The following is a 25,239-nucleotide window of genomic DNA, read 5'->3' as shown; positions in this document are numbered from 1 at the left end:
GATCGCCATGGACCAGGGCCTGCGCTTCGCGATCCGCGAAGGCGGCCGGACCGTCGGCTCGGGCGTGGTCTCCAGGATCATCAAGTAGGCCCAAAGCCTACCCGACCATCCAAATACCAGGGGCCGCCGGACACCATCCGGCGGCCCCTTCTGCTTGGGCTCAGGCCTTGTGGCCGGCGCCGTCGGTCTGGTCGGTCTTGGCCTGGTTGGGCGCCGGCTCCTCGCGGCGGTGCTCGCCGCTGGCAGGGTCGGTGGCCGTCTTGGGCGAGCGGGCCGAGCCTTCGGACCCGGCGGGTTCCTGGGCCATGCGGGGCGCGCCGGGCTTCTGGTCCTGGTCGCGGTTGTAGGCGGCGTCGTGGGAGCCGGGGGGTGGGGATTGGGTCATGGGCCCGTAACGGCCCAGGCGCCGGTTTGCTCCGCGCAAGAGGCTTGAAAACGCGGGGCGCTTGCGTCATACGCCTGCGTCCTACCCGACATCGTGGAGTCTTCAGTTTTCTAGCCGCCGGAGCGCGGTTCACGGGCCTTCGCCCGGGACAGGAAACCAGGCGAGACGACCGGGTAGGGGTGCTGAAGGAGTGTAGCTCAGCTGGTAGAGCATCGGTCTCCAAAACCGAGGGCCGGGGGTTCGAGTCCCTCCACTCCTGCCACCACCTATATAATGCGTAGGATAAACCGGGGCGGGGCCTGAGGGCCGCCGTCCCAGATGAGAGTTTGAAGCGCCGCATGGCCAAGAAACCGGGACAGAGCCCGCAAGCGATCCGCGACCGCGCCGCCAAGACGGCCGCGGTCATGGCCACGCCCAGCGCGGTCGCGGCTCAAGCCCCCAAGAAGAAGACCAGCATCGCGCAGTTCTTCCGCGAGGTCCGCGCCGAGGCGCGCAAGATCACCTGGACGAGCCGCAAGGAGACCTGGATCACCTCCGTCATGGTGGCGATCATGGTGGTCATGGCCGCGCTGTTCTTCTGGCTCGTCAACTCCGTCCTCAACTTCGCCATCACCTGGCTGCTTCGTGTGGCCACCGGCGGGTAAGAAGAACAACATGTCTGAAGCTGCCGCCTCCGCCCCGAAGGGCAACCCCCGCCACAAGTGGTACATCGTCCACGCCTACTCGAACTTCGAGAAGAAGGTGGCCGAGAGCATCCGTGAGCAGGCCAAGAACCAGGGGCTCGAGGAGAACTTCTCCGAGATCCTGGTGCCCACCGAGGACGTGGTCGAGATCCGCCGGGGTCGGAAGGTCAACTCCGAGCGCAAGTTCTTCCCGGGCTATGTGCTCGTGAAGATGGAGCTGTCGGACGAGGCTTACCACCTGATCAAGAACACCCCGAAGGTGACGGGCTTCCTGGGCTCGGGCTCGAAGCCGATCCCGGTGTCGGAAAAGGAAGTCCAGCGCATCGTCGGCGCCATCGAAGAGGGCGTGGAGCGGCCGAAGCCGACCATCTCCTTCGAGATCGGCGAGACCGTGAAGGTCATCGACGGCCCGTTCGCCAGCTTCAACGGCTCGGTGGAACAGGTCGACGAGGAACGCGCCCGCCTGCGCGTCACCGTCTCCATCTTCGGCCGCGCCACGCCGGTCGAGCTCGAATACGGCCAGGTCGAAAAGGCGAGCTGATATTTGGCCGCGGTTGTCGCCGCGCCGCTTACCTGATAGGAGCGCGCCCTTCGCCGACGGGCGCGTTCTTTGTTTTCCGTCGGCGATTTCAAATCCGTGGGAGGGGGCGGCCACCGTGACCCCGCACCACGGCTCAACCGGCTCTGACGAGCCATGAGGAGCAAAGATGGCCAAGAAGATCTTGGGCTATATCAAGCTGCAGGTGCCCGCGGGCTCTGCAACCCCTTCGCCGCCCATCGGGCCGGCGCTGGGTCAGCGCGGCGTCAACATCATGGGCTTCTGCAAGGAGTTCAACGCCCGGACCGAGAAGGAAGCGAAGGGCACGCCCCTTCCGACCGTCATCACGGTCTACCAGGACAAGTCGTTCACCTTCGTCACCAAGACGCCGCCGGCGTCCTTCTACATCAAGCAGGCGGTCGGCCTGAAGTCGGGCTCCAAGGCGCCCGGCCGCGACAGCGCCGGCAAGATCACCCGCACCCAGCTGCGTGAGATCGCCGAGAAGAAGATGAAGGACCTGAACGCGAACGATCTCGAGCAGGCCGCCAAGATCATCGAGGGCTCCGCGCGCTCGATGGGCCTGCAGATCGAGGAGGCCTAAGACCATGGCAAAGCAAGCCAAGCGCATGAAGGCCTGGACCGGCGACACCACCGTCGCCCATCCGCTGGACGCCGCCGTGAAGCTGGTGAAGGCCAACGCCAACGCCAAGTTCGACGAAAGCATCGAGATCGCCGTCAACCTGGGCGTCGACCCCCGTCACGCCGACCAGCAGGTCCGTGGCGTGGTGGCCCTGCCGTCGGGCACGGGCCGTGACGTCCGCGTCGCCGTCATCGCCAAGGACGCCAAGGCGGCCGAGGCCACCGCGGCCGGCGCCGAAGTCGTCGGCGCCGAAGACCTGGTCGAGCGCATCCAGGGCGGCTTCATGGACTTCGACCGCGTGATCGCCACGCCGGACATGATGGCCCTGGTCGGCCGTCTGGGTAAGGTGCTGGGCCCGCGCGGCCTGATGCCGAACCCGCGTGTCGGCACCGTGACGCCCAACGTGGCTCAGGCCGTGAAGGACGCCAAGGGCGGCTCGATCGAGTTCCGTACCGAGAAGACCGGCATCATCCACGCCGGCATCGGCAAGGCCTCGTTCACCGAGGAAGCCCTGCAGGCCAACGTGAAGGCCCTGGTGGACGCCCTCAACAAGGCTAAGCCGTCGGGCGCCAAGGGCACCTACATCAAGAAGATCAGCCTGTCGTCGACGATGGGCCCGGGCTTCAAGGTGGAGGCCGGTTCGGTCGGCGCCTAAGCCGGACGACAGCCAGAAAAGACGAAGGCGCGGGCGATCCCCGCGCCTTTTTCTTTGCGCGGCGCACGCCGTCAGAGGATGTCCACCACGAGCTTTCCATCCGCCGTCCGATCGGTGAGCGCGTCGTAGGCGGCCTCGATGTCGGCCAGGCCGAAGCGGCGCGGGTCGAGGCGGGGCGCCAGCTTGCTCGCCTCGACCAGCCGGGCGACCTCGCGCAGGATCTCGCCGTGGTGCGCGCGGCCTTCGCCCGAGAGCAGCGGATGCAGGGTGAACACGCCCGAATAGGTGGCGCCCTTGAAGCTGAGCGGCGCCAGGGCGTGGGTTCCCCAGCCGAGCGCGCTGACCACATGGCCGAAGCGGCGGACCGCGGCGAACGAGGCGTCCAGGGCGACGCCGCCTACGGTGTCGTACACCATGTCGAAGCCGCGGCCGCCGGCATGCTCGGCGACGTAGGTCTCGACCGGCGTCTCCAGATCGATCGGCGTGGCGCCGAGGCTGCGGATCAACGGCGCCTGCGGGCCGCGACCCGTGGCGTAGACGCGAGCGCCGAAGGCTTGGGCCAGTTGCACGGCCACATGGCCGACGCCGCCGGCGCCGCCCTGCACCAGCACCGTCTGGCCGGCGCCGACCTTCGCCCGATCCACCAGACCCTCCCAGGCGGTGATGGCGACGAGGGGCAGGGCCGCCGCCTCGCGCATCGAAAGGTTCGCAGGCTTTAGCGCGAGAAGCCCGGCGTCCACGGCGGCGTACTGCGCAAGCGTGCCCTGCAGACCGCCCACGCCCCCGACCATGCCGTAGACCTCGTCGCCGCGCCGGAAGACCTCGACGCCGGGGCCGACCTGTTCGACCACTCCCGCAAGGTCCAGGCCCAGGACGGCCGGCAACGGCTGGCGCGCATGGGGTGCGGCCCCGGCGCGGATCTTGGCGTCCAGCGGATTGATCCCGCTGGCGTGGATGCGGACCAGCACCTGCCTGGGCCCCGGCGCTGGGCGGGGGACCTCCGTGAGCTGGAACGGACCGCCATGGCGGCTCACCGCCAGGGCCTGCATCGTCGTCATGGCTTGCTCCTTCCGTAGGCCGGCCACCGATGTGGCCCCTGGCAAGCGGCATGGAAACGATCCAATGTGCATGCTTCTCATGCAGAATCGTTTGGTGGCGCAGTGGAGTGGAGCGACGTCCGGATCTTCCTGGCCATCGCCCGCCACGGGACGCTGGGGGCCGCCGGCCGGCGACTGGGCCAGACCCAGCCCACCATGGGGCGGCGGCTTCGGGCGCTGGAAGCGGCGCTGGGGCACACGCTGTTCCAGCGCACCCGGGAGGGTTTTGTCCTGACCGACGAAGGTCAGGCCATGCTCCCCCACGCCGAGCGCATGGAGGAGGAAGCGCTGGCGCTCGAACGCGAGCTGGCCGGCGGCGAGGCGGTGCTGGAGGGCCTGCTGCGCGTCTCCTGCTCGGACTGGTTCGGTGTCGTGCTGCTGACGCCGGTGCTGGCGGAGTTCTCCGGGCTGCATCCGCGGGTGACCGTGGAACTGCTGACCGATCCGCGCGTCTACAGCCTGGCTCGGCGGGAAGCGGACCTCGCGTTCAGGATCCGACCGTTCGAGGAGCCGGAGGTGATCTCGCGCCGGCTGCTCAGCATTCCCTACGGGGTCTATGTCCAGGCAGGAGGGCCGCATCCGACGGCTGGGGATGGGGCCGGCTTTCCACTGGTGCTGATGGACACCGCCTTCGGCGGCATGCCGGACGTGGCCTGGATCGAGCGGAAGCTTCCGAACGCTCGCGTGGCCACCCGCAGCAACAATCGCGAGGTACAGGCCCGGCTTTGCGCCCTGGGGGCGGGGATCGCGGTGCTGCCGCGGCCGCTGGCCGACGCCACGCCCGGCATCGAGGCGGTGGATCTCGGGGAGCCGCCGCCGGGCCGGGACACCTTCGTGGGCTATCATCGCGACCTGCGCCGCCAGCGCCGGCTTCGCGCCCTGCTCGACCTGGTCATCGCGCGTCTCGCCGCCTAGCGCCTGCGGCCGCTCGCGCCGGTCCGACGATCCGTGCTAGGCGATCGGCGCGGCCTTGGCGCCGCGTCTGTCCGGGCGCCCGCCATGCCGAAGGTCGAGCTTCAAAGCGCAACGCCCGACCTCCGCGCGACGGTCGAGAACCTCTTCCAGCTCTATGTCCACGACTTCGCCGACTTCTGGGCGGAGCGGCAGGTGGAGTTGCAGGAGGACGGGCGCTTCCCGTCCTATCCGCCGCTGGCGGCCTACTGGTCCGAGGCAGGCGCCGAGCCGTTCCTGATCCGGGCGGATGGGCGGCTGGCGGGCTTCGCCCTCATCGACCGGCACAGCCATTCCGGCGCGCCGACCGACTTCAACATGGGCGAGTTCTTCGTCGCGCGGCACTACCGGCGCGAGGGGGTTGGACGCGCGGCCGCGCTGCAGGCGATCCAGGACCGGCCCGGCCAGTGGGAGATCGCGGTGGCCCGCCGGAACGTCGGGGCGCTGGCATTCTGGCGCGGGGTGGCGGAGACGGCGGCGATCGGCGGCGTGGAGATGCGCGATCAGGACGACGACCGCTGGAACGGCGCGATCCTGCGCTTCGTCGTGGCATAGTGCTGGCATGGACCTGAAGACCCTTCGCTACGAGATCGCCGACGGGATCGCCGTGGTGACGCTCGCCCGCCCGAAGCGCCGCAACGCCTGGACCGGGCGGATGCACACCGAATACCGCTGGGTGCTGCGCGAGGCCGGCGGCGATCCGGGCGTGCGCGTGATCGTGGTGACCGGCGATCCCGAGGGGCAGGCGTTCTGTGCCGGGGCCGACCTGCAGGCGCTGGAGGGCCATTCGGCGAAGGGCGGCTACGACCCGGGGACCCCCGAGGACATCGCCGAGCCGGGGTTCGGGATCGACCCCGCGTTCGACGCGGCGTTCGCCTACCACTTCGGGGTGGGCAAGCCGATCATCGCGGCGATCAACGGCGCGGCGGCCGGCGTGGGCCTGGTGCTGGCCGCCTTCGCCGACCTGCGGTTCTGCGCGCCGGGGGTGAAGTTCACGGCGGCGCACGGGCGGTTCAATTTCCCGGCGGAGTACGGGCTGTCGTGGGTGCTGCCCCGGATCGTGGGGCTGACGCACGCCAACGACATTCTGCTGTCCAGCCGGGTGTTCACGGCGGAGGAGGCCATGGCCATGGGGTTCCTCAACCGGATCGTGCCGGCCGAGCGCTTGGTGGAGGAGGTGCTGGCCTATGCTCGCACCCTCGCCGCCTCGGTGGCGCCAGGGTCCGCGCGCGAGACGAAGCGCCAGATCTACCGCGACCTGCACCGCGACGCGGCCACGTCGGTGAAGGCGGCCGAGGTGCTGCTGGCGCAGATGGCCCGCGAGCCCGACTACAAGGAGGGCGTGAAGGCCTGGATGGAGAAGCGCCCGGCGAACTGGACCGGACAGGGATGACGCCGGCCGAGGTAGAGGCGTTGGTCGCGCGGGTGGCGCCCGACCTGGACGCCTTCGCCGCACCCTGGAGCCTGATCGGCAGCGGGGCGCTGATCCTGCTGGGGGCGCCGCTCGACACGGCGGCGGACCTGGACGTGGTCACCAGCGTCGACGGGGCAGGGCGCCTGGCCGCCGCCTGGGCTGGATGGCGGGACGAGGCCCCCGCCAAGGCGCCAGACGGGCCGTTTCGTTCCGAGCATTTCGTGCGCTACGTCACGCCCTGGGGGCCGGTGGAGGTGATGGGCGGCCTGCGGGTGCGGGGCCGGCTGCTGGAGGTCTCGGGCCCGATCCCGGCGGGGGCCGAGCAGCTTCGCATCCTGCGCCTGTTTGGGCGGCCGAAGGACCTTGCCAAGGCCGCCGTGCTGGAGGCGTGGCTGGCGGCGGGTTGAATCAGCGGGACTTCTCGTGTAAACGCCCGCGCTTCGTCGGTCCCCGCAAGGGGAACGGCGTGGACGGAAGGTCTACGGACCGACCGATCCTGTCCAAGAACTATGAAGCCGCCGGGGCCACCGACGGCCGGAACGCGAGGAAGAGCCCTTCCTCGGTCATAGGGAGACGGGAAGATGAGGTTTCGCCGGTCATCCGCCAAGGATGAGCGCGAGGCTGCGGCTTCTCCGAACAGGACAGGTGCTTTGCGGCGTGCGCATCCGCGCGCGCGTCGAACCTGAGTATGGAGACCGCAATGGACCGCGCTCAAAAGCAGGAAGCCATCGAGACGCTCAAGGGCGTCTTCGCTGACGCCGGCGCCGTGGTCGTGACCCACTACATGGGTCTGACCGTTGCGGAAATGACCGATCTGCGGGGCCGTCTTCGCAACGAAGGCGCCCAGCTGCAGGTGGTGAAGAACACCCTCGCCACGAAGGCGCTCGGTGGCTCGATCGGCGACGAGGGCGACGCCCTCTTCAAGGGTCCGGTCGCCATCGCCTTCGCGCCCGATCCGGTGTCCGCCGCCAAGGTCGCGACCCAGTACGCCAAGGAGAACGACAAGTTCACCGTCATTGGCGGCTTCATGGGTCAACAGGTGCTGGACAAGGCCTCGGTGACCGCTCTGGCCACCCTGCCGTCGCTGGATCAGCTCCGCGCCAAGATCGTCGGCCTTCTGCAAGCTCCCGCGACCAAGATCGCTGGCGTTCTGCAGGCTCCCGCCGGTCAGCTGGCTCGCGTCATGGGCGCTTACGCCGCCAAAGACGCCGCCTGATCGTCACTTCCCGACAAACCTCTCTCTTAAGGATTTAAACCAATGGCCAATCTCGAAAAGCTCGTCGACGACCTGTCGGCCCTGACCGTCCTGGAAGCCGCTGAGCTCTCCAAGCTGCTGGAAGAAAAGTGGGGCGTTTCCGCCGCCGCTCCGGTGGCCGTCGCCGCCGCCGCGCCGGGCGCCGCCGCTCCGGCCGAAGCCGCCGAAGAGCAAACCGAGTTCACCGTTGTTCTGACCGCCGGTGGCGACAAGAAGATCAACGTGATCAAGGAAGTCCGCGGCGTCCGTCCGGACCTCGGCCTGAAGGAAGCCAAGGACCTGGTCGAAGGCGCTCCGCAGAACGTGAAGGAAAACGTTTCCAAGCAGGAAGCGGAAGAAATCAAGAAGAAGCTGGAAGAAGCCGGCGCCTCCGTCACCATCAAGTAAGCCGACGCGCGACAGCGTCGCGCATCTGCGTCTTGCAGACGGGTGCTGCATCAGCACTTCTGAAGATCGAGGGCCGGGAGCAATCCCGGCCCTTTTTTCATGCCCCCGAACGGGGGAGGGCGCGGCCGGCGCCATGACCCATCCTCGCGGTTCGGAGACGGAGGGGGAGTTCTGTCCGGCCATGACCAGGATCACGCTCTATGTGGCGCTCGGCGCCCTGGCCGCCGCGGGCCTGTCCGCCGCGCCGGCGCGCGCGCAGACGGCTTACGAGATCAACCGGCTGAACCAAGCCGTTCAGATCTGCAACTCGCCGATGGGAGCGGGCCTGGCCGAGTGCGCCCAGCTCAGGGCCAAGCTGGGCCTGGGCGGTGTCCGAACCGCCGGGCCAGGTCTTGAAAATCTTGGCCTCGGGGGCCTTGGTGGGGGCAAGGCGGCCGCCGCGGCGGGGATCGCCGGCGTGCTGAGCCAGGCTCTCGGCGCAGCCCGCAGCCAGCCCGCCGTCCCGCCGCCGGCGCCACCGGCAGACGCGGGCCCGTCACCCACTCAACCATCGCCCCAGGCCAACCCGTTCGGAACCTTGCTGCCGCGCCGGTAAATTGCGGATCCGCTCTGGGAACCGGCCGTCGGCCTGAAAGGTTTTATTGGGGCGAGAACGAACGTCAGCATGACAACCCGGGACATGCCCGGGCGACCCAACGGACGGCGCGGAGGACACGGCTCCGCGTCGTCCTCTCGCGTTCCGCACGAATTTTCGGCGTGAGGGGCTTCACAAGCGGCTCCAAAGGGCCTATTTCCGCCCGTTCGCGAAACATCTTCCGATTCACATCTTTCGATGCGGCCTTCGCGCGTGCAGGCCCCGAGGCATGGTCCCTAGCCCTCCGACCATGCGAAGGGGCGCTCCCGACGATACAGGGAGCATTCCAGCGTCCGGCCCCCGCAAGGGGGTCAGCAGGGCGGACGCAGGATGAAGCACTCGACGCCCGGAGTCCCCTCCTGGCGTCCTCAAGGGATCAAAATGGCGCAATCCTTCACCGGTAAGAAGCGGATCCGGAAGTCTTTCGGCCGCATTCCCGAAGCCGTGCAGATGCCGAACCTGATCGAGGTTCAGCGCTCCTCCTACGAGCAGTTCCTGCAGCGCGAAGTGCGCGCCGGCGAGCGCCGTGACGAGGGCGTGGAGGCGGTCTTCAAGTCCGTCTTCCCGATCAAGGACTTCAACGAGCGCGCCGTGCTCGAGTACGTCTCGTACGAGTTCGAAGAGCCGAAGTACGACGTCGAGGAATGCGTCCAGCGCGACATGACCTATGCCGCGCCGCTGAAGGTGAAGCTGCGCCTCATCGTCTTCGAAACCGACGAAGAGACCGGCGCCCGCTCCGTGAAGGACATCAAGGAGCAGGACGTCTACATGGGCGATATCCCGCTCATGACGGAGAAGGGCACCTTCATCGTCAACGGGACCCAGCGCGTCATCGTCTCGCAGATGCACCGCTCGCCGGGCGTCTTCTTCGACCACGACAAGGGCAAGACCCACGCCTCGGGCAAGCTGCTGTTCGCCGCGCGCGTGATCCCCTATCGCGGCTCCTGGCTCGACTTCGAGTTCGACGCCAAGGACATCCTCTACGTCCGCATCGACCGCCGCCGGAAGCTGCCGGCCACGACCTTCCTCATGGCCCTGGGCATGGACGGCGAGGAGATCCTCTCGACGTTCTACAAGACCGTCGCCTACGAGAAGAACAAGGGCGGCTGGTCCACGGCCTACATCCCCGAGCGCTGGCGCGGGGTGAAGCCGGAGTTCCCGCTGATCGATGCCGACAGCGGCGAGGAGATCGCTCCGGCCGGCACCAAGATCTCGGCGCGCAACGCTAAGAAGTTCGCCGACAACGGCCTGAAGACCCTGCTGCTGCCTCCGGAGGCCCTGAACGGCCGCTACCTGGCGCGCGACCTGGTCAACTTCGAAACGGGTGAGATCTACGCCGAAGCCGGCGACGAGCTGGACGCGGGCCTGATCGCCTCGCTGGAAGAGCAGGGCTTCACCACCCTCGACGTCCTCGACATCGATCACGTCACCATCGGCGCCTACATCCGCAACACCCTGCGGGTGGACAAGAACACCGCCCGCGAGGACGCGCTGTTCGACATCTACCGCGTCATGCGTCCGGGCGAGCCGCCGACGGTGGAAGCCGCCGAGGCCATGTTCAAGTCGCTGTTCTTCGACGGCGAGCGCTACGACCTGAGCTCGGTCGGCCGCGTGAAGATGAACATGCGTCTGGAGCTCGACTGCCCGGACGACGTGCGCATCCTGCGCAAGGAAGACGTGCTGGCCGTGCTGACCACGCTGGTCGGCCTGCGCGACGGCAAGGGCGAGATCGACGACATCGACAACCTGGGCAACCGCCGAGTCCGTTCGGTGGGCGAACTGCTCGAGAACCAGTACCGCGTCGGCCTGCTCCGCATGGAGCGCGCCATCAAGGAGCGCATGAGCTCGGTCGATATCGACACGGTCATGCCGCACGATCTGATCAATGCGAAGCCGGCGGCCGCGGCCGTGCGGGAGTTCTTCGGCTCCTCGCAGCTCTCGCAGTTCATGGACCAGACCAACCCGCTGTCGGAGATCACCCACAAGCGCCGCCTGTCGGCCCTTGGCCCGGGCGGTCTGACGCGTGAGCGGGCGGGCTTCGAAGTCCGCGACGTGCACCCGACCCACTACGGCCGGATCTGCCCGATCGAGACGCCGGAAGGCCCGAACATCGGCCTGATCAACTCGCTCGCCACCCACGCGGTGGTGAACAAGTACGGCTTCATCGAGAGCCCGTACCGGCGGATCAAGGACGGCAAGACGACCGAAGAGGTCGTCTACATGTCGGCCATGGAAGAGGCGAAGCACGTCATCGCCCAGGCCAACATCAAGCTCGACAACGGCTCCATCGTCGACGACCTGGTCCCCGGCCGGGTCAACGGCGAGCCCTCGCTGCTGCCGCGCGAGCAGGTCGACCTGATGGACGTGTCGCCGAAGCAGGTCGTCTCGGTGGCCGCCTCGCTGATCCCGTTCCTGGAAAACGACGACGCCAACCGCGCCCTCATGGGCTCGAACATGCAGAAGCAGGCCGTGCCGCTCATCCAGTCGGATGCGCCGCTGGTGGGCACCGGCATGGAAAGCGTCGTGGCGGTGGACTCCGGCGCGGTCGTCACGGCCCGCCGCTCGGGCGTGGTCGAGCAGATCGACGGCACCCGCATCGTGGTCCGCGCAACGGAAGAGACCGACCCGACCAAGCCCGGCGTCGACATCTACCGCCTGCAGAAGTTCCAGCGTTCGAACACCTCGACCTGCATCAACCAGCGTCCGCTGGTGCAGGTGGGCGACAAGATCCGCGCCGGTGACGTGATCGCCGACGGCCCGTCGACCGAGCTGGGCGAACTGGCCCTGGGCCGGAACACGCTCGTCGCGTTCATGCCCTGGAACGGCTACAACTTCGAGGACTCGATCCTGATCTCCGAGCGCATCGTGCGCGACGACATCTTCACCTCGATCCACCTCGAGGAATTCGAGGTCATGGCCCGCGACACCAAGCTGGGCCCGGAAGAGATCACCCGCGACATCCCGAACGTCGGCGAGGAAGCCCTGCGCAACCTCGACGAAGCGGGCATCGTGGCGATCGGCGCCGAGGTGATGCCGGGCGACATCCTGGTCGGCAAGGTGACGCCGAAGGGCGAGAGCCCGATGACGCCGGAAGAGAAGCTGCTGCGCGCCATCTTCGGCGAGAAGGCTTCTGACGTCCGCGACACGTCCCTGCGCCTGCCCCCGGGCGTCGCCGGCACGATCGTGGAAGTGCGCGTCTTCAACCGTCACGGCGTCGACAAGGACGAACGTGCGCTGGCCATCGAACGGGCGGAAATCGACCGCCTGGGCAAGGACCGCGACGACGAGTTCGGCATCCTGAACCGCAACATGACCAGCCGCCTGCGCGACCTGCTGGTGGGCAAGACCGCCGTGTCGGGTCCGAAGGGCCTGGCGCGGGGCAAGATCGAAGCCGACAAGCTCGAAGAGATCCCGCCCGGCCTGTGGTGGCAGATCGCCCTCGACGACGAGAAGGCGATGGGCGAGCTGGAGGCCATGCGCCGCCAGTTCGACGAGGGCCGCAAGCGCCTCGACCGCCGCTTCGAGGACAAGGTCGACAAGCTGCAGCGCGGGGACGAACTGCCCCCCGGCGTGATGAAGATGGTCAAGGTGTTCGTGGCGGTGAAGCGCAAGCTGCAGCCGGGCGACAAGATGGCCGGCCGTCACGGCAACAAGGGCGTCATCTCCAAGATCCTGCCGATCGAGGACATGCCCTACCTGGAGAACGGCCAGCACGTGGACATCGTGCTGAACCCGCTGGGCGTGCCGTCGCGCATGAACGTCGGCCAGATCTTCGAGACGCACCTCGGGTGGGCTTCGGCCGGCCTGGGCAAGCAGGTCGCCGACCTGCTGGAAGCCTGGCAGAACGGCGGCCAGCGCCAGGCGCTGATCGATTACCTCGCCGGGACCTACGGGCCCGACGAGGAGCTGCCGGACAGCGACGAAGAGCTGATCGAGCTGGCCAGGAACCTCTCGAAGGGCATCCCCTTCGCGACCCCGGTCTTCGACGGCGCGCACATCGACGACATCGAGAACCTTCTGGAAAAGGCGGGCCTCGACCGTTCCGGCCAGTCGTACCTGTACGACGGCCAGACGGGCGAGCGGTTCAAGCGTCCGGTCACGGTCGGCTACATCTACATGCTGAAGCTGCACCACCTGGTCGACGACAAGATCCACGCCCGCTCGATCGGCCCGTACAGCCTCGTCACCCAGCAGCCGCTGGGCGGTAAGGCCCAGTTCGGCGGCCAGCGCTTCGGGGAAATGGAAGTGTGGGCCCTGGAGGCCTACGGCGCCGCTTACACCCTGCAGGAAATGCTGACGGTGAAGTCGGACGACGTGGCGGGCCGGACCAAGGTCTACGAGAGCATCGTCCGCGGCGACGACACCTTCGAGGCCGGCATCCCGGAAAGCTTCAACGTGCTGGTCAAGGAGATGCGCTCTCTCGGCCTGAACGTGGAGCTGGAGAACAGCTGACGGATGCGAAGCCCTCCCCCGGAAGGGGGAGGGCGCTTCACTCCGCCCAGCTCTGAAATTTTCGCGGGAACCGTCCCGCAGAAGGAACCAAGATGAACCAGGAAGTCCTGAACATCTTCAATCCGGTCCAGGCCGCTCCGACCTTCGACCGTATCCGTATCGCCTTGGCCTCGCCCGAGAAGATCCGTTCGTGGTCGTTCGGCGAGATCAAGAAGCCCGAGACCATCAACTACCGCACGTTCAAGCCCGAGCGTGACGGCCTGTTCTGCGCGCGGATCTTCGGTCCGACGAAGGACTACGAGTGCCTGTGCGGCAAGTACAAGCGCATGAAGTACAAGGGCATCATCTGCGAGAAGTGCGGGGTGGAAGTCACCCTGGCGCGCGTCCGCCGCGAGCGGATGGGCCACATCGAGCTGGCCTCGCCGGTCGCCCACATCTGGTTCCTGAAGTCGCTGCCGAGCCGCATCGCGCTGATGCTGGACATGGCGCTGAAGGACATCGAGCGCGTCCTGTACTTCGAGCACTACATCGTCACCGAGCCGGGCCTGACCCCGCTGAAGCAGCACCAGCTGCTGTCGGAAGACGACTACCTGCGCTTCCAGGAAGAGTTCGGCGACGACAGCTTCACCGCCGAGATCGGCGCCGAGGCGGTCCAGGGCCTGCTGAAGGGCATCGACCTCGAGAAGGAGGCCGAGAAGCTTCGCGAGGAACTGCAGACCACCACCTCCGAAATGAAGCTCAAGAAGGCGTCCAAGCGCCTGAAGCTCATCGAGAGCTTCACCGAGAGCGGCAACAAGCCCGAGTGGATGGTGCTGACGGTGATCCCCGTGATCCCGCCGGAACTGCGCCCGCTGGTGCCGCTGGACGGCGGCCGCTTCGCGACCTCGGACCTGAACGACCTCTACCGCCGGGTCATCAACCGGAACAACCGCCTGAAGCGCCTCATCGAGCTGCGCGCACCGGACATCATCATCCGCAACGAAAAGCGGATGCTGCAGGAAGCCGTCGACGCCCTGTTCGACAACGGCCGCCGCGGCCGCGTGATCACGGGCGCCAACAAGCGTCCGCTGAAGTCGCTGGCCGACATGCTGAAGGGCAAGCAGGGCCGGTTCCGCCAGAACCTGCTGGGCAAGCGCGTGGACTACTCGGGCCGTTCGGTCATCGTGGTGGGTCCCGAGCTGAAGCTGCACGAGTGCGGCCTGCCGAAGAAGATGGCGCTGGAGCTGTTCAAGCCGTTCATCTACGCGCGGCTCGACGCCAAGGGCCTTTCCGGCACCGTCAAGCAGTCCAAGCGGATGGTGGAGCGCGAGCAGCCGGCCGTCTGGGACATCCTGGACGAGGTGATCCGCGAGCACCCCGTGCTACTGAACCGCGCGCCGACGCTCCACCGCCTGGGCATCCAGGCGTTCGAACCCAAGCTGATCGAGGGTAAGGCCATCCAGCTTCACCCGCTGGTCTGCGCGGCGTTCAACGCCGACTTCGACGGCGACCAGATGGCCGTCCACGTGCCGCTCTCGCTGGAAGCCCAGCTGGAAGCGCGCGTGCTGATGATGAGCACGAACAACATCCTGTCGCCGGCCAACGGCCGTCCGATCATCGTGCCGTCGCAGGACATCGTCCTGGGCCTCTATTACCTGTCGCTCGCCAAGGACAACGAGCCCGGCGAGGGCAAGGTGTTCGCCGACCTGGCCGAGATCGACCAGGCGCTGGACGCCGGCGTGGTCACGCTGCACTCGAAGATCAAGGCGCGTCACACCGAGATGGACGCCGACGGCAACGTCGTGCGGAAGGTCATCGACACGACGCCCGGGCGGATGAAGATCGCGGCCCTCCTGCCGCACAACCAGGCCATCGGCCACCGCCTGCTCGAGAAGAACCTGACCAAGAAGGAGATCGGCAATCTGATCGACGCCGTCTACCGGCACTGCGGTCAGAAGGCGACGGTCATCTTCGCCGACCAGATGATGGGCCTGGGCTTCCGCGAGGCGGCCAAGGCGGGGATCTCCTTCGGTAAGGACGACATCGTCATCCCGGCCCGCAAGGCTCCGATCGTCGAAGAGACCCGCAAGCTCGTGGAAGAGTACGAGCAGCAGTACGCCGACGGCCTGATCACCAAGGGCGAGAAGTACAACAAGGTGGTCGACGCCTGGGCCAAGGCCACGGACCGGGTCGCCGACGAGATGATGGCCGAGGTCAGCTCGGCGCCTGTGGGGGCCGACGGCCGCCAGCAGGAGATCAACTCGATCTTCATGATGAGCAACTCCGGCGCCCGCGGTTCGCAGGCCCAGATGAAGCAGCTCGGCGGGATGCGCGGCCTGATGGCCAAGCCGTCCGGCGAGATCATCGAGACGCCGATCATCTCGAACTTCAAGGAAGGCCTGACCGTCCAGGAGTACTTCAACTCCACCCACGGTGCCCGTAAGGGCCTGGCCGACACCGCGTTGAAGACGGCGAACTCGGGCTACCTGACCCGCCGCCTCGTCGACGTGGCGCAGGACTGCATCATTACCGAGGAAGACTGCGGCACCACGCGCGGCATCACGCTGCGCGCGGTGGTGGAGGGCGGCGACGTGCTCGTCAGCCTGGGCCAGCGCATCCTGGGCCGTTTCGCGGCCGAGGACGTGAAGGACCCGGGCACCAACGACGTGATCGTCCCGGCCGACACCTATCTCGACGAGAACATGTGCGATCTGGTCGAGAGCGCCGGCGTCCAGTCGGTGAAGATCCGCTCGGTCCTGACCTGCGAGACCAAGGTCGGCGTCTGCGGCGCCTGCTACGGCCGCGACCTGGCCCGCGGCACGCCGGTGAACATCGGTGAGGCCGTCGGCGTCATCGCCGCCCAGTCGATCGGCGAGCCCGGCACCCAGCTGACGATGCGGACCTTCCACATCGGCGGCACCGCCCAGGTGGCCGAGCAGTCGTTCTTCGAAAGCGCCAACGAAGGCATCGCGCGGATCTCGGGCGGCAACACCGTGGTCGCCGCCGACGGCGGGCTGATCTCGATGAGCCGCAACCTGACCCTGACCGTCCAGGTCGATGGCAAGGACCGCGAGTCCTACAAGGTGCCCTACGGCGCTCGCCTGCAGGTCAAGGACGGCGGCAAGGTCAAGCGCGGCGAGCGCCTGGCCAGCTGGGACCCCTACACCACCCCGATCATCACCGAAGTGGGCGGCAAGGTGCGGTTCGAGGACCTGGTGGAGAACTTCTCGTTCCGCGAGGAAGCCGACGAAGCCACCGGCATCTCCAACCGCGTGGTCATCGACTGGCGCGCCAGCTCGAAGGGTTCGGACCTGCGTCCGGCCATGTCGGTGCTGGGCGAGGACGGCGCGTACAAGCGCCTGTCGAACGGCGGCGAGGCCCGCTACCTGCTCCCGGTGGGCGCCATTCTCTCCATCGGCGACGGTGACGAGGTGAAGCCCGGCGAGATCATGGCGCGTATCCCGACCGAGAGCGCCAAGACCCGCGACATCACCGGCGGTCTGCCGCGGGTGGCCGAGCTGTTCGAAGCCCGGCGTCCGAAGGACTGCGCGGTCATCGCCGAGATGGACGGTCGCGTCGAATTCGGCCGCGACTACAAGAACAAGCGCCGCATCAAGATCACCCCCGAGGATGGTGGCGAGGCGGTCGAATTCCTGATCCCGAAGGGCAAGCACATCGCGGTCCACGACGGCGACGTGATCCGGAAGGGCGAGTACATCATCGACGGCAACCCGGACCCGCACGACATCCTGCGGATCCAGGGTATCGAGGCGCTGGCCGACTTCCTGGTGAACGAGATCCAGGAGGTCTACCGACTGCAGGGCGTGCCGATCAACGACAAGCACATCGAGACGATCGTCCGTCAGATGCTGCAGAAGGTGGAGATCCTCGAGCCGGGCGACACTGGCCTGCTCAAGGGCGACCACCTGGACAAGCAGGAAGTGGAGGACGAAAGCGCTAAGGCGGAAGCCCGCGGCGGCCGTCCGGCGCTTACCCAGCCGGTCCTGCTCGGCATCACCAAGGCCAGCCTGCAGACCCGCAGCTTCATCTCGGCCGCCTCCTTCCAGGAGACGACCCGGGTGCTGACCGAGGCCGCGGTCCAGGGCAAGAGCGACACCCTGGAAGGCCTGAAGGAGAATGTGATCGTGGGTCGCCTGATCCCGGCGGGCACGGGCTCGTACCTACGGAACCTCCAGCGCATCGCCGCCAAGCGCGACGAGGCCCTGACGGCCAGCCGCGAGGAGGCCATGGAGCCGCTGCCGGCGGAGATCGCCGATGCGGCGGTCGCCGAGACGGTCGAGGGCTAAGCCTCTCCAGACCAGTCACGCGTAACGAGCGGCCCGGGGGAAACCCCGGGCCGTTTCGTTTTGGGCGGCCGACGTCTCTGACTACGGCGGCGCTTGTTTCCGCCTAGGCGCCGCCCCGGGCTGACGGCTAAGCTGCGACTCTCGGGGGAGCAAGTCAGGGTGGCGTCGGTGCGGGGTGTTGTGTGGGCGGCTGCGGCCGCTGTCTTCGGTGTGGCCGCGGGGGCGCAGGCCGCACCTCCACCGGCCTCGGCCTTCGGGCGGGTTCCCGCGGTGCTGGACGCGGAAATCTCCCCCAGCGGATCGCGGATCGCCCTCCTTGGAAGCACGGCCGAGGGGCCGATGGTCTCCATCGCCACCATCGACCAGCCTCAACTGCCGACACTTAAGCTTGGTGATATTGAAGGTGTCGGCGTCGGATGGGTCGGCGATGACTACATCCTGGCTCGGATCGCGTTCTGGGAAGAGGGCTATTCCAAGTCCGGCTATCGTTTCGAACGCAACGTCGTGATCACCCCTGAAGGGAGGGCGGTGACCCGACTGCTAGAGTCCGACACGCTTTCGCGGGCGTTGTTGGAGCAGCCGATCTTTGGCATCACATCCGATAGCAAGCCCCAAGCCATGGTCCTCGGTCTAATCGAGGGCAGCGGCGCCAGCGCACGCATGGACACGCGGATGAAGCGCAAGGAGGGGGACTTCCTCTTCTCGCTGTGGCGCGCCGACCCCGCGACCGGAAAAGGCGCGTTGGTGGAGCGGGGCGATTACGACACCGTATCCTGGTCGGTCGACCGGGCGGGTCGGCCCCGGGTGCGCCTCGACGTCGACCAACTCACCCATCGTTTTTCGGTCTTCGGAAAGGCCGGCGGAGCCGGACCATGGAAGCCTGTGTGGATGGGCGGGAGCTTCAAGAGTCGACGCCACTATTACGGCTACTCTGAAGCTACGGATTCCATCTATCTCAACCCCACCGGGACGTTAGTCGCCCGTCGGCTCGCTGACGGCGCCGAGACAGTCGTCGGGCAGACGTCGATGCAGCCCTCGTTGAACGTGGTCTGGGATAGCCATCGGGACGCGCCGGTAGGCTTGTCCACGGGTGAAGAGCGACCAAGTATCGAGTGGCTAGATTCCGAGATCGGGGCGGCGCACGGCGTTCTGGCCCGGGCGTTCAAGGGCCGAGACGTGTTCCTTTGGAGTTGGTCGAAGGACCGCAATCGATATCTTGCGCGCGTGACGTCTCCCTCATCGCCCGGGGCCTGGTACTTGTACGATCGGGCCCGTAAGGAGATCTCTCCGGTCGGCGAGGAATACCCAGAACTGAAAGATACCCCGTTCGGAACGACCCGCTGGCTCACCTATCCCGCGGGCGATGGTCTGACGATCCGCGCCTATCTCACGCTCCCGCCCGGGGCGACGAACGCGGCCAAGCTTCCACTCGTGGTGCTGCCGCATGGCGGTCCAACAGTGAGGGACGCCTTTGGGTTCAACTATATCGTCCAATTCCTGGCGACCCGGGGATACGCCGTCCTCCAGCCGCAGTTCCGTGGGTCATGGGGTTTCGGCCAGGCGTTCGAAGACGCGGGCAAGGGCGAATGGGGCGGCAAGATGCAGACTGATCTGCTCGATGGGGTCGCGGCGCTAGCCCGCAGCGGCGAGATCGACAGCGGCCGGGTATGCATCGTCGGCATGGGGTTTGGCGGCTATGCCGCGCTAGCGGGCGCCACCTTGAAAGCAGGCTCTTACCGGTGCGCGGCCGCGATCGGCGGCATCGCCGACCTTGGCACGTTCCTCCTTGAGAGTTCGCGCGTGTACGGGCGGGATGGCGCAACGATCGAAGAACTCCGGGAGGAGATCGGCGGTGCGACCCGAGCCAAGCTCGAGGCCCAATCCCCTCTCCGCAATGCCGCCGCCGCCGCCCGAACACCGATCCTGATGATCCACGGCGAGCGGGATACTCTCGTGCCGATCGAACAGTCTGAGCTGATGTCGGCTCGACTGAAGGACCTCAACATACCTCACGAACTGGTGATCCTCGAGAACGAGAACCACTACCTCACCCGCAGCGCGACGCGGACCCAGACGCTGGAGGTCCTGGAGCGATTCCTGGCGAAGAACCTGCCGGTGAACTGATTGCCCCTTGGCATACGCGTATGAGTCACTAGATCAGTCCTTCACCCAGGAGGACTGCCCGTGCCGCTGCTGCTCTGCCCGAACTGCAACACGTCCATGCAGAACGTCGCCCGCTCCGGCGTGGAGATCGACATCTGCCCCAGCTGCCGCGGCGTCTGGCTCGACCGCGGCGAGCTGGAGAAGCTGCTGAGTGGCCAGCGCGAGGAACAGGTGGGCCAGCAGCAGGACCGCCAGCGGTTCGAGCGCGAGGTGTCCGAGTTCCACCGCAGCCCCGACGAGTGGAAGCGCAAGCACCCCTACGACCGGGAGCACGGGCGCTACCGCTACGACGACGACTACCACTACAAGAAGAAGAAGAAGGGCTTCGACATCTTCGACATCTTCGATTGAGCGCCTTCCAGGTTGATCTCGATCAAAGATGACGCCGGCGTCATTTTTATGATCTCCCCAGGCCCGGAGCAGACCGGGCGACAGGGAGATGCCCATGCTGCAGGTCCAAGAGGTCAAGGGTCCGCCCACCGAGGTGCAGTACTTCGGTGAGGAGGATCTCGCCCACCGGCTGACCGACCACGACGTTGAGGTCATCCGCGAGATATTCCGCACGCCGCTGACGGGCTCGTACAACTGGGACTACGAGGCGGCGAACGCCCGCATCCGGCGGCTCTACGAGCTGGGCAAGCGGTTCAACTGGAATTCCGAACTGGACGTCGACTGGACCCTGCCGCCGCCGGCGCCGCGGGCAGACGCGCCCGAGCCGGAGGGGTTCAGCGACCATCCCAAGTGGAAGACGCTGACCGCGGCCCAGAAGGCCGACTTCATGCACCGGACCAGCGCCCAGACGCTGTCGCAGTTCCTGCATGGGGAGCAGGGGGCCCTGATGGTCGCCTCGCAGCTGGTGAGCTGCGCCCCGACCCACGACGCCAAGCTCTACGCCGCTTCCCAGACCTTCGACGAGGCGCGGCACGTGGAGGTGTTCCACCGCTACCTGATGGAGCGGTGCCACATGATCTACCCGATCAACCCGAACCTGAAGTTCCTGCTGGACAAGGTGCTCACCGACGAGCGGTGGGACCTGAAGTTCATCGGCATGCAGATCCTCATCGAGGGGCTGGCGCTGGCCGCGTTCCAGACCATCCACGAGAGCACGCCGGACCCGCTATTGAAGCAGGTCATCGGCCTGGTGATGCGCGACGAGGGCCGCCACGTGGCGTTCGGGGTGAACTACCTGGAGGACTGGATCCGCTCGTTGCCGCAGGACCAGATCGAGGAGCGCGCCCAGTTCGCCTACGAGGCCTGCGTGGTGATGAAGAACCGGCTGGTCTCGACCACGGTGGCCGAGGAGTTCGGCTTCACCCATGAGGAGGCGCTGGAGATCAACGCCCGGAGCCACGGCGGTCAGGCGTTCCGCAAGTTCCTGTTCGAGCGGATGATCCCCAACCTCAAGCGCGTGGGCCTGCTGACGGACGCCATCCGGCCGAAGTTCGAGGAACTGGGCGTGCTGGAGTTCGAGAGCCTGCAGCACGACGGGATGATCGACTGGGCCGTGCTGGAGGCGCCGCTGGAGATGAAGGCCCGCGTCGCCGCCTGATCAGAACGGGACCTTCGCCTCGCGCCGGGAGTCGTTGCCGGTCACCCCGCCGATGTCCTGCGACGATGCGCCCATCCCCAGGTTGGGGGCCCCGGGCGAGGCGATGCGGCCCGAGTTGTAGCCGGAGCCGGTCGTGCCCTGGCCGCCACCGGCCGAGCGCTTGTAGCCGTAGTCCTGCTCCTTGCGGAGGGCCGCGCGCGCGAGGTCGGAGGCCTTGCCGCCCTCGATGCCGAGCCCGAGCGGGGGCGCGTCGCGGCCGCCGGCGAAGAACCGGTCCTGGCACGCCTCGCGTTCGGACCGCGACAGGTTCGGGTCGTCGCAGTTGCGGCGGCTGCGCAACGCGTTGCGGGCGTTGGAGGCCAGGGCGTCCTCATAGGGCGGGATCGCCAACGTCCTGGGGCCGGCGGCGGCGGCTGGCCGCGGCGCGTCCTGGGGCCGTTCGGGGACCACCAGCGGCGCCACCGGCGGGGGCTCGGAGAAGCGGGTCTGGCGCCGGTGCAGGCGGATCGGCGTGGGCTTGCCGTCAGGCGCGCTGGCGGCGGGCGGGGTGCGCGGCATGATCAGGACGGGGATGATCGGCTCGGGCGGACCGGAGCGCATCTCGGGCATGCGCAGGCGCGGCGCGTGCAGGACCAGCAGGGTCGCGAGCACCGCGTGGACGGCCAGCGAGGCCGCCACAATCCCATACCTCCGGCTCCGACCCGCCGCCGGCATCAACGCTCCTTGCCTACTCGCGAAAGCTGCGCCTTAGGGAAGGGGCGTTCGCGAGGCGAATTCATGGCCACGGCCGATCTTCCGGCCCTATCCGCACGCAGATTGACGAGACGGCCCTTCCCGACTATGTAGCGCGCTCTTTCGAGGCCGGGGATTCTTCCCAGCTCCGATGAGCCGCTCCCGCCGGAACGCCGCTACGGTGCTCCGGCGAGTTTTTGCGTTTCATGGGTGGGCTTCGAGCAACGACCAAAACGATCCCAACTGAGGCGCCTCGGCCAAACGGCACACGCCTCCACGCAAGCGAGACTAGATGCCGACAGTCAACCAGCTCATCCGTAAGCCCCGGCAGAACAAGCCGGCGCGCAACAAGGTCCCGGCCCTGAAGGGGTGCCCGCAACGCCGCGGCGTCTGCACCCGGGTTTACACCACGACCCCGAAGAAGCCGAACTCGGCTCTGCGTAAGGTCGCCAAGGTCCGTCTGACCACCGGCATCGAAGCTGTGTGCTACATCCCCGGCGAAGGTCACAACCTGCAGGAACACTCGGTGGTCCTGATCCGCGGCGGCCGCGTGAAGGACTTGCCCGGCGTCCGTTATCACATCCTGCGCGGCGTGCTCGACACGCAAGGCGTCAAGGATCGTCGCCAGCGCCGTTCGCTCTACGGCGCCAAGCGTCCGAAGTAAGGAATTCAGAGATGTCCCGTCGCCGTCGCGCAGATAAACGTGAAGTCCTCCCGGATCCGAAGTTCGGGGATCTCGTCGTCACCAAGTTCATGAACTACGTGATGTACGAAGGTAAGAAGGCCGTGGCCGAGACCATCGTCTATGGCGCCTTCGATATCCTCGAGAACCGCCGCAAGGACCTGGGCCCGCTGGAAACCTTCCACACCGCCCTCGACAACGTGGCCCCGGCCATCGAAGTCCGCTCCCGCCGGGTCGGCGGCGCGACCTACCAGGTCCCCGTGGAAGTGCGCCCCGAGCGCCGCCGCGCCCTGGCGATCCGCTGGCTGATCAACGCCGCCCGCAACCGCGGCGAAAACACCATGACCGAGAAGCTGGCCGGCGAGCTGCTGGACGCCTCCTCGAACCGCGGCGCCGCCGTCAAGAAGCGTGAAGACACGCACAAGATGGCCGAAGCCAACCGGGCGTTCTCGCACTACCGCTGGTAAGCCCGACTTCCAAGTGAGCTTTCCGGCGCGGGCGGTTTGAGATAAACCGCCCGCGCCGTTCGTTCAGCCTCCCGCACACATCCTTTTTCGCAGAGCATCCGCTATGCCCCGCACGCATAAGATCGAAGACTACCGCAACTTCGGAATCATGGCGCACATCGACGCCGGGAAGACGACGACGACGGAGCGGATCCTCTACTACACCGGCAAGAGCCATAAGATCGGTGAAGTCCACGATGGCGCGGCCACCATGGACTGGATGGAGCAGGAGCAGGAGCGCGGCATCACCATCACGTCGGCCGCGACGACCGCGTTCTGGAACGGCAAGCGCCTGAACATCATCGACACCCCCGGGCACGTGGACTTCACCATCGAAGTCGAGCGCAGCCTGCGCGTGCTGGACGGCGCCGTGGCGGTGCTGGACGGCAACCAGGGCGTCGAGCCGCAGACCGAGACGGTCTGGCGCCAGGCCGACCGCTACAACGTTCCGCGGATCGTGTTCGTCAACAAGATGGACAAGATCGGCGCCGACTTCCAGATGTGCCTGAAGACCATCCGCGAGCGGCTGGGCGTGAAGGCGGTTCCGATCCAGCTGCCGATCGGCTCGGAGTCGAACCTGAAGGGCATCGTCGACCTGGTCCGCATGAAGGCGGTGGTCTGGGAGTCTGAAGGCCTGGGCGCGAACTACCACGACGCAGACATCCCGGCCGACATGAAGGCGGAGGCCGAAGAGGCCCGCAACTACATGATCGAGAACGCCGTCGAGCTCGATGACGAGGCGATGGAAGCCTACCTGAGCGGCGAAGAGCCCTCGATCGACGTCATCAAGAAGTGCCTCCGCAAGGCGGTGCTGACGGGCGCCTTCTACCCGATCCTCGCGGGCTCGGCCTTCAAGAACAAGGGCGTGCAGCCGCTGCTGGACGCCGTGGTCGACTACCTGCCGTCGCCGGTGGACATCCCCCCGACCAAGGGCATCGACTACAAGACCGAGGCCGAAGTCGAGCGCAAGGCGTCCGACGAGGAGCCGCTGTCGGTCCTGGCGTTCAAGATCATGGACGACCCCTTCGTGGGCTCGCTCACCTTCTGCCGGATCTACTCGGGCAAGCTGGAAGCCGGCATGGGCCTGCTGAACTCGACGCGCGACAAGCGCGAGCGGGTCGGCCGGATGCTGCTGATGCACTCCAACAACCGGGAAGACATCAAGGAAGCCTTCGCCGGCGACATCGTCGCCCTGGCGGGCCTGAAGGACACCCGCACGGGCGACACCCTGTGCGACCCGAACAAGTCGCCGGTCATACTCGAGAAGATGAACTTCCCCGAGCCGGTGATCGAGATCGCCATCGAGCCGAAGTCGAAGGCCGACCAGGAAAAGCTGGGCGTCGCCCTGGCCAAGATGGTCGCCGAGGACCCGTCCTTCACCGTCCACACCGACCAGGAGTCGGGCCAGACGATCATGAAGGGCATGGGTGAGCTTCACCTCGACATCAAGGTCGACATCCTGAAGCGGACCTACAAGGTCGAGGCCAACATCGGCGCGCCGCAGGTGGCCTACCGCGAGAGCCTCGGCAAGGTCGCGGACATCGACTACACGCACAAGAAGCAGACCGGTGGTACGGGCCAGTTCGCCCGCGTGAAGATCAAGTTCGAGCCGGGCGAGCCGGGTTCGGGCTTCGTCTTCGAAAGCGCCATTGTCGGCGGCGCGGTGCCGAAGGAATACATCCCCGGCGTCCAGAAGGGCCTGGAGTCGGCGAAGGACAACGGCCTGCTGGCCGGGTTCCCGCTGATCGACTTCAAGGCGACGCTGTACGACGGCGGCTACCACGACGTGGACTCCTCGGTCCTGGCCTTCGAAATCGCCAGCCGCGCGGCCTTCAAGGAGCTCCGTGAAAAGGGCGCCCCGAAGCTGCTCGAGCCGATCATGAAGGTCGAGGTCCTGACCCCGGACGAGTACATGGGCGACGTCATCGGCGACCTGAACTCGCGGCGCGGCCAGATCCAGGGCACCGAGACCCGCGGCAACGCCCAGGTGGTCACGGCCTTCGTGCCGCTGGCCAACATGTTCGGCTACATCAACACCCTGCGCTCGTTCTCCCAGGGCCGCGCGCAGTTCACGATGCAATACGACCACTACGACCCGGTGCCGCAAGTCGTCGCCGACGAAGTGATCAAGAAGTACGCCTGACCTTCCAACCCTAGTAAGAGGACAAGCCCGGACAGGGCTGGAGCTTGAAATGGCCAAAGAGAAGTTCGAACGCAACAAGCCGCACTG

The 25,239-nt window shown here is 67.1% G+C and carries 23 protein-coding genes and 1 tRNA gene; 21 read left to right on the top strand and 3 right to left on the bottom strand.

Annotated elements, in window-relative coordinates:
- Nucleotides 1-88: hypothetical protein (locus A2790_RS15335; RefSeq protein WP_293393336.1), on the top strand; the 88-nt coding region annotated here is incomplete at its 5' end.
- 72 nt (nt 89-160) lie between these two features.
- On the opposite strand, the gene A2790_RS15330 is transcribed toward A2790_RS15335, so the two are convergent.
- The gene (locus tag A2790_RS15330) at nt 161-385 is read right to left on the bottom strand and encodes a hypothetical protein (protein ID WP_293393334.1); all 225 of its coding nucleotides are present in this window, start codon (nt 383-385) and stop codon (nt 161-163) included.
- Between the two features lie 186 nt (nt 386-571).
- On the opposite strand from A2790_RS15330, the gene A2790_RS15325 reads away from it, so the two are divergent.
- The 5 genes from A2790_RS15325 to rplA all read left to right on the top strand — a co-directional run bounded on the left by A2790_RS15325 (nt 572) and on the right by rplA (nt 2,901).
- A tRNA-Trp gene (locus A2790_RS15325) sits at nt 572-647 on the top strand.
- A 76-nt stretch (nt 648-723) separates the two neighbouring features.
- The gene (gene secE / locus A2790_RS15320; protein WP_293393332.1) at nt 724-1,029 is read left to right on the top strand and encodes a preprotein translocase subunit SecE; all 306 of its coding nucleotides are present in this window, start codon (nt 724-726) and stop codon (nt 1,027-1,029) included.
- Nucleotides 1,030-1,039: 10 nt separating this feature from the next.
- The gene (gene nusG / locus A2790_RS15315; protein WP_068876039.1) at nt 1,040-1,609 is read left to right on the top strand and encodes a transcription termination/antitermination protein NusG; all 570 of its coding nucleotides are present in this window, start codon (nt 1,040-1,042) and stop codon (nt 1,607-1,609) included.
- Nucleotides 1,610-1,775: 166 nt separating this feature from the next.
- Nucleotides 1,776-2,207, top strand: a complete 432-nt coding sequence (rplK, locus tag A2790_RS15310) for a 50S ribosomal protein L11 (RefSeq protein WP_068876037.1) — start codon at nt 1,776-1,778, stop codon at nt 2,205-2,207.
- Between the two features lie 4 nt (nt 2,208-2,211).
- Entirely contained in the window at nt 2,212-2,901 is a 690-nt protein-coding gene (gene rplA, locus A2790_RS15305) for a 50S ribosomal protein L1 (protein ID WP_293393330.1), read from the top strand.
- Between the two features lie 71 nt (nt 2,902-2,972).
- Here the strand turns inward: rplA and A2790_RS15300 are convergent, their stop codons facing one another.
- Nucleotides 2,973-3,959: a zinc-dependent alcohol dehydrogenase family protein gene (locus A2790_RS15300; RefSeq protein WP_293393328.1), complete on the bottom strand. Its 987-nt coding sequence runs from the start codon at nt 3,957-3,959 to the stop codon at nt 2,973-2,975.
- Nucleotides 3,960-4,061: 102 nt separating this feature from the next.
- Between A2790_RS15300 and A2790_RS15295 the strand changes: the two genes are divergently transcribed.
- From A2790_RS15295 to A2790_RS15240, 12 genes are all read left to right on the top strand, one after another.
- Entirely contained in the window at nt 4,062-4,913 is an 852-nt protein-coding gene (locus A2790_RS15295; protein WP_293393326.1) for a LysR family transcriptional regulator, read from the top strand.
- Nucleotides 4,914-4,997: 84 nt separating this feature from the next.
- Entirely contained in the window at nt 4,998-5,504 is a 507-nt protein-coding gene (locus tag A2790_RS15290) for a GNAT family N-acetyltransferase (RefSeq protein ID WP_293393324.1), read from the top strand.
- 7 nt (nt 5,505-5,511) lie between these two features.
- The gene (locus A2790_RS15285; protein ID WP_293393322.1) at nt 5,512-6,342 is read left to right on the top strand and encodes an enoyl-CoA hydratase-related protein; all 831 of its coding nucleotides are present in this window, start codon (nt 5,512-5,514) and stop codon (nt 6,340-6,342) included.
- On the top strand, nt 6,339-6,770 hold the full coding sequence (locus A2790_RS15280) for a hypothetical protein (RefSeq protein ID WP_293393320.1): 432 nt from the start codon (nt 6,339-6,341) through the stop codon (nt 6,768-6,770). The genes A2790_RS15285 and A2790_RS15280 overlap by 4 nt, the downstream gene beginning before the upstream one ends.
- Before the next feature lie 293 nt (nt 6,771-7,063).
- Nucleotides 7,064-7,579 carry a 50S ribosomal protein L10 gene (gene rplJ, locus A2790_RS15275; protein WP_293393318.1) on the top strand — a complete coding sequence of 172 codons (516 nt, stop codon included), beginning with the start codon at nt 7,064-7,066 and terminating at the stop codon, nt 7,577-7,579.
- A 42-nt stretch (nt 7,580-7,621) separates the two neighbouring features.
- Nucleotides 7,622-8,005 (top strand): 50S ribosomal protein L7/L12, encoded by a 384-nt coding sequence (gene rplL / locus A2790_RS15270; protein ID WP_293393316.1) that lies wholly within the window; start codon nt 7,622-7,624, stop codon nt 8,003-8,005.
- A gap of 181 nt (nt 8,006-8,186) precedes the next feature.
- Nucleotides 8,187-8,600, top strand: a complete 414-nt coding sequence (locus tag A2790_RS15265; protein ID WP_293393314.1) for a hypothetical protein — start codon at nt 8,187-8,189, stop codon at nt 8,598-8,600.
- Nucleotides 8,601-9,020: 420 nt separating this feature from the next.
- Nucleotides 9,021-13,091 carry a DNA-directed RNA polymerase subunit beta gene (rpoB, locus tag A2790_RS15260; protein ID WP_293393313.1) on the top strand — a complete coding sequence of 1,357 codons (4,071 nt, stop codon included), beginning with the start codon at nt 9,021-9,023 and terminating at the stop codon, nt 13,089-13,091.
- A gap of 92 nt (nt 13,092-13,183) precedes the next feature.
- Nucleotides 13,184-17,377, top strand: coding sequence for a DNA-directed RNA polymerase subunit beta' (gene rpoC / locus A2790_RS15255; protein ID WP_293393311.1), 4,194 nt, complete (start codon nt 13,184-13,186; stop codon nt 17,375-17,377).
- 159 nt (nt 17,378-17,536) lie between these two features.
- On the top strand, nt 17,537-19,501 hold the full coding sequence (locus A2790_RS15250) for a prolyl oligopeptidase family serine peptidase (RefSeq protein WP_293393308.1): 1,965 nt from the start codon (nt 17,537-17,539) through the stop codon (nt 19,499-19,501).
- A 60-nt stretch (nt 19,502-19,561) separates the two neighbouring features.
- Complete coding sequence (locus A2790_RS15245) at nt 19,562-19,891, top strand: zf-TFIIB domain-containing protein (protein WP_293393306.1); 330 nt, start codon at nt 19,562-19,564, stop codon at nt 19,889-19,891.
- A 94-nt stretch (nt 19,892-19,985) separates the two neighbouring features.
- Nucleotides 19,986-21,089, top strand: a complete 1,104-nt coding sequence (locus A2790_RS15240) for a ferritin-like domain-containing protein (protein WP_293393304.1) — start codon at nt 19,986-19,988, stop codon at nt 21,087-21,089.
- Here A2790_RS15240 and A2790_RS15235 read toward each other — a convergent pair whose 3' ends face one another.
- Nucleotides 21,090-21,767 carry a hypothetical protein gene (locus A2790_RS15235; protein ID WP_293393302.1) on the bottom strand — a complete coding sequence of 226 codons (678 nt, stop codon included), beginning with the start codon at nt 21,765-21,767 and terminating at the stop codon, nt 21,090-21,092.
- A gap of 346 nt (nt 21,768-22,113) precedes the next feature.
- On the opposite strand from A2790_RS15235, the gene rpsL reads away from it, so the two are divergent.
- From rpsL to fusA, 3 genes are all read left to right on the top strand, one after another.
- The gene (gene rpsL, locus A2790_RS15230; RefSeq protein ID WP_068877582.1) at nt 22,114-22,485 is read left to right on the top strand and encodes a 30S ribosomal protein S12; all 372 of its coding nucleotides are present in this window, start codon (nt 22,114-22,116) and stop codon (nt 22,483-22,485) included.
- 11 nt (nt 22,486-22,496) lie between these two features.
- The gene (gene rpsG / locus A2790_RS15225) at nt 22,497-22,970 is read left to right on the top strand and encodes a 30S ribosomal protein S7 (RefSeq protein WP_068877581.1); all 474 of its coding nucleotides are present in this window, start codon (nt 22,497-22,499) and stop codon (nt 22,968-22,970) included.
- 103 nt (nt 22,971-23,073) lie between these two features.
- Nucleotides 23,074-25,152, top strand: coding sequence for an elongation factor G (gene fusA, locus A2790_RS15220; RefSeq protein WP_293393299.1), 2,079 nt, complete (start codon nt 23,074-23,076; stop codon nt 25,150-25,152).
- Nucleotides 25,153-25,239: the final 87 nt, after the last annotated feature.

This window comes from Phenylobacterium sp. RIFCSPHIGHO2_01_FULL_69_31 (assembly GCF_001824475.1).
Lineage (GTDB): Bacteria > Pseudomonadota > Alphaproteobacteria > Caulobacterales > Caulobacteraceae > Phenylobacterium.
Note: the sequence above shows the minus strand (reverse complement) of the source record. Positions and strands in the feature narration are given on the sequence as shown.

Excerpts from the sequence above, each read along its gene's own strand:
- A2790_RS15330 (WP_293393334.1), bottom strand. The coding sequence starts at position 385 with ATGACCCAATCCCCACCCCCCGGCTCCCACGACGCCGCCTACAACCGC.
- secE (WP_293393332.1), top strand. The coding sequence starts at position 724 with ATGGCCAAGAAACCGGGACAGAGCCCGCAAGCGATCCGCGACCGCGCC.
- nusG (WP_068876039.1), top strand. The coding sequence starts at position 1,040 with ATGTCTGAAGCTGCCGCCTCCGCCCCGAAGGGCAACCCCCGCCACAAG.
- rplK (WP_068876037.1), top strand. The coding sequence starts at position 1,776 with ATGGCCAAGAAGATCTTGGGCTATATCAAGCTGCAGGTGCCCGCGGGC.
- rplA (WP_293393330.1), top strand. The coding sequence starts at position 2,212 with ATGGCAAAGCAAGCCAAGCGCATGAAGGCCTGGACCGGCGACACCACC.
- A2790_RS15300 (WP_293393328.1), bottom strand. The coding sequence starts at position 3,959 with ATGACGACGATGCAGGCCCTGGCGGTGAGCCGCCATGGCGGTCCGTTC.
- A2790_RS15290 (WP_293393324.1), top strand. The coding sequence starts at position 4,998 with ATGCCGAAGGTCGAGCTTCAAAGCGCAACGCCCGACCTCCGCGCGACG.
- A2790_RS15285 (WP_293393322.1), top strand. The coding sequence starts at position 5,512 with ATGGACCTGAAGACCCTTCGCTACGAGATCGCCGACGGGATCGCCGTG.
- A2790_RS15280 (WP_293393320.1), top strand. The coding sequence starts at position 6,339 with ATGACGCCGGCCGAGGTAGAGGCGTTGGTCGCGCGGGTGGCGCCCGAC.
- rplJ (WP_293393318.1), top strand. The coding sequence starts at position 7,064 with ATGGACCGCGCTCAAAAGCAGGAAGCCATCGAGACGCTCAAGGGCGTC.
- rplL (WP_293393316.1), top strand. The coding sequence starts at position 7,622 with ATGGCCAATCTCGAAAAGCTCGTCGACGACCTGTCGGCCCTGACCGTC.
- A2790_RS15265 (WP_293393314.1), top strand. The coding sequence starts at position 8,187 with ATGACCAGGATCACGCTCTATGTGGCGCTCGGCGCCCTGGCCGCCGCG.
- rpoB (WP_293393313.1), top strand. The coding sequence starts at position 9,021 with ATGGCGCAATCCTTCACCGGTAAGAAGCGGATCCGGAAGTCTTTCGGC.
- rpoC (WP_293393311.1), top strand. The coding sequence starts at position 13,184 with ATGAACCAGGAAGTCCTGAACATCTTCAATCCGGTCCAGGCCGCTCCG.
- A2790_RS15240 (WP_293393304.1), top strand. The coding sequence starts at position 19,986 with ATGCTGCAGGTCCAAGAGGTCAAGGGTCCGCCCACCGAGGTGCAGTAC.
- rpsL (WP_068877582.1), top strand. The coding sequence starts at position 22,114 with ATGCCGACAGTCAACCAGCTCATCCGTAAGCCCCGGCAGAACAAGCCG.
- rpsG (WP_068877581.1), top strand. The coding sequence starts at position 22,497 with ATGTCCCGTCGCCGTCGCGCAGATAAACGTGAAGTCCTCCCGGATCCG.
- fusA (WP_293393299.1), top strand. The coding sequence starts at position 23,074 with ATGCCCCGCACGCATAAGATCGAAGACTACCGCAACTTCGGAATCATG.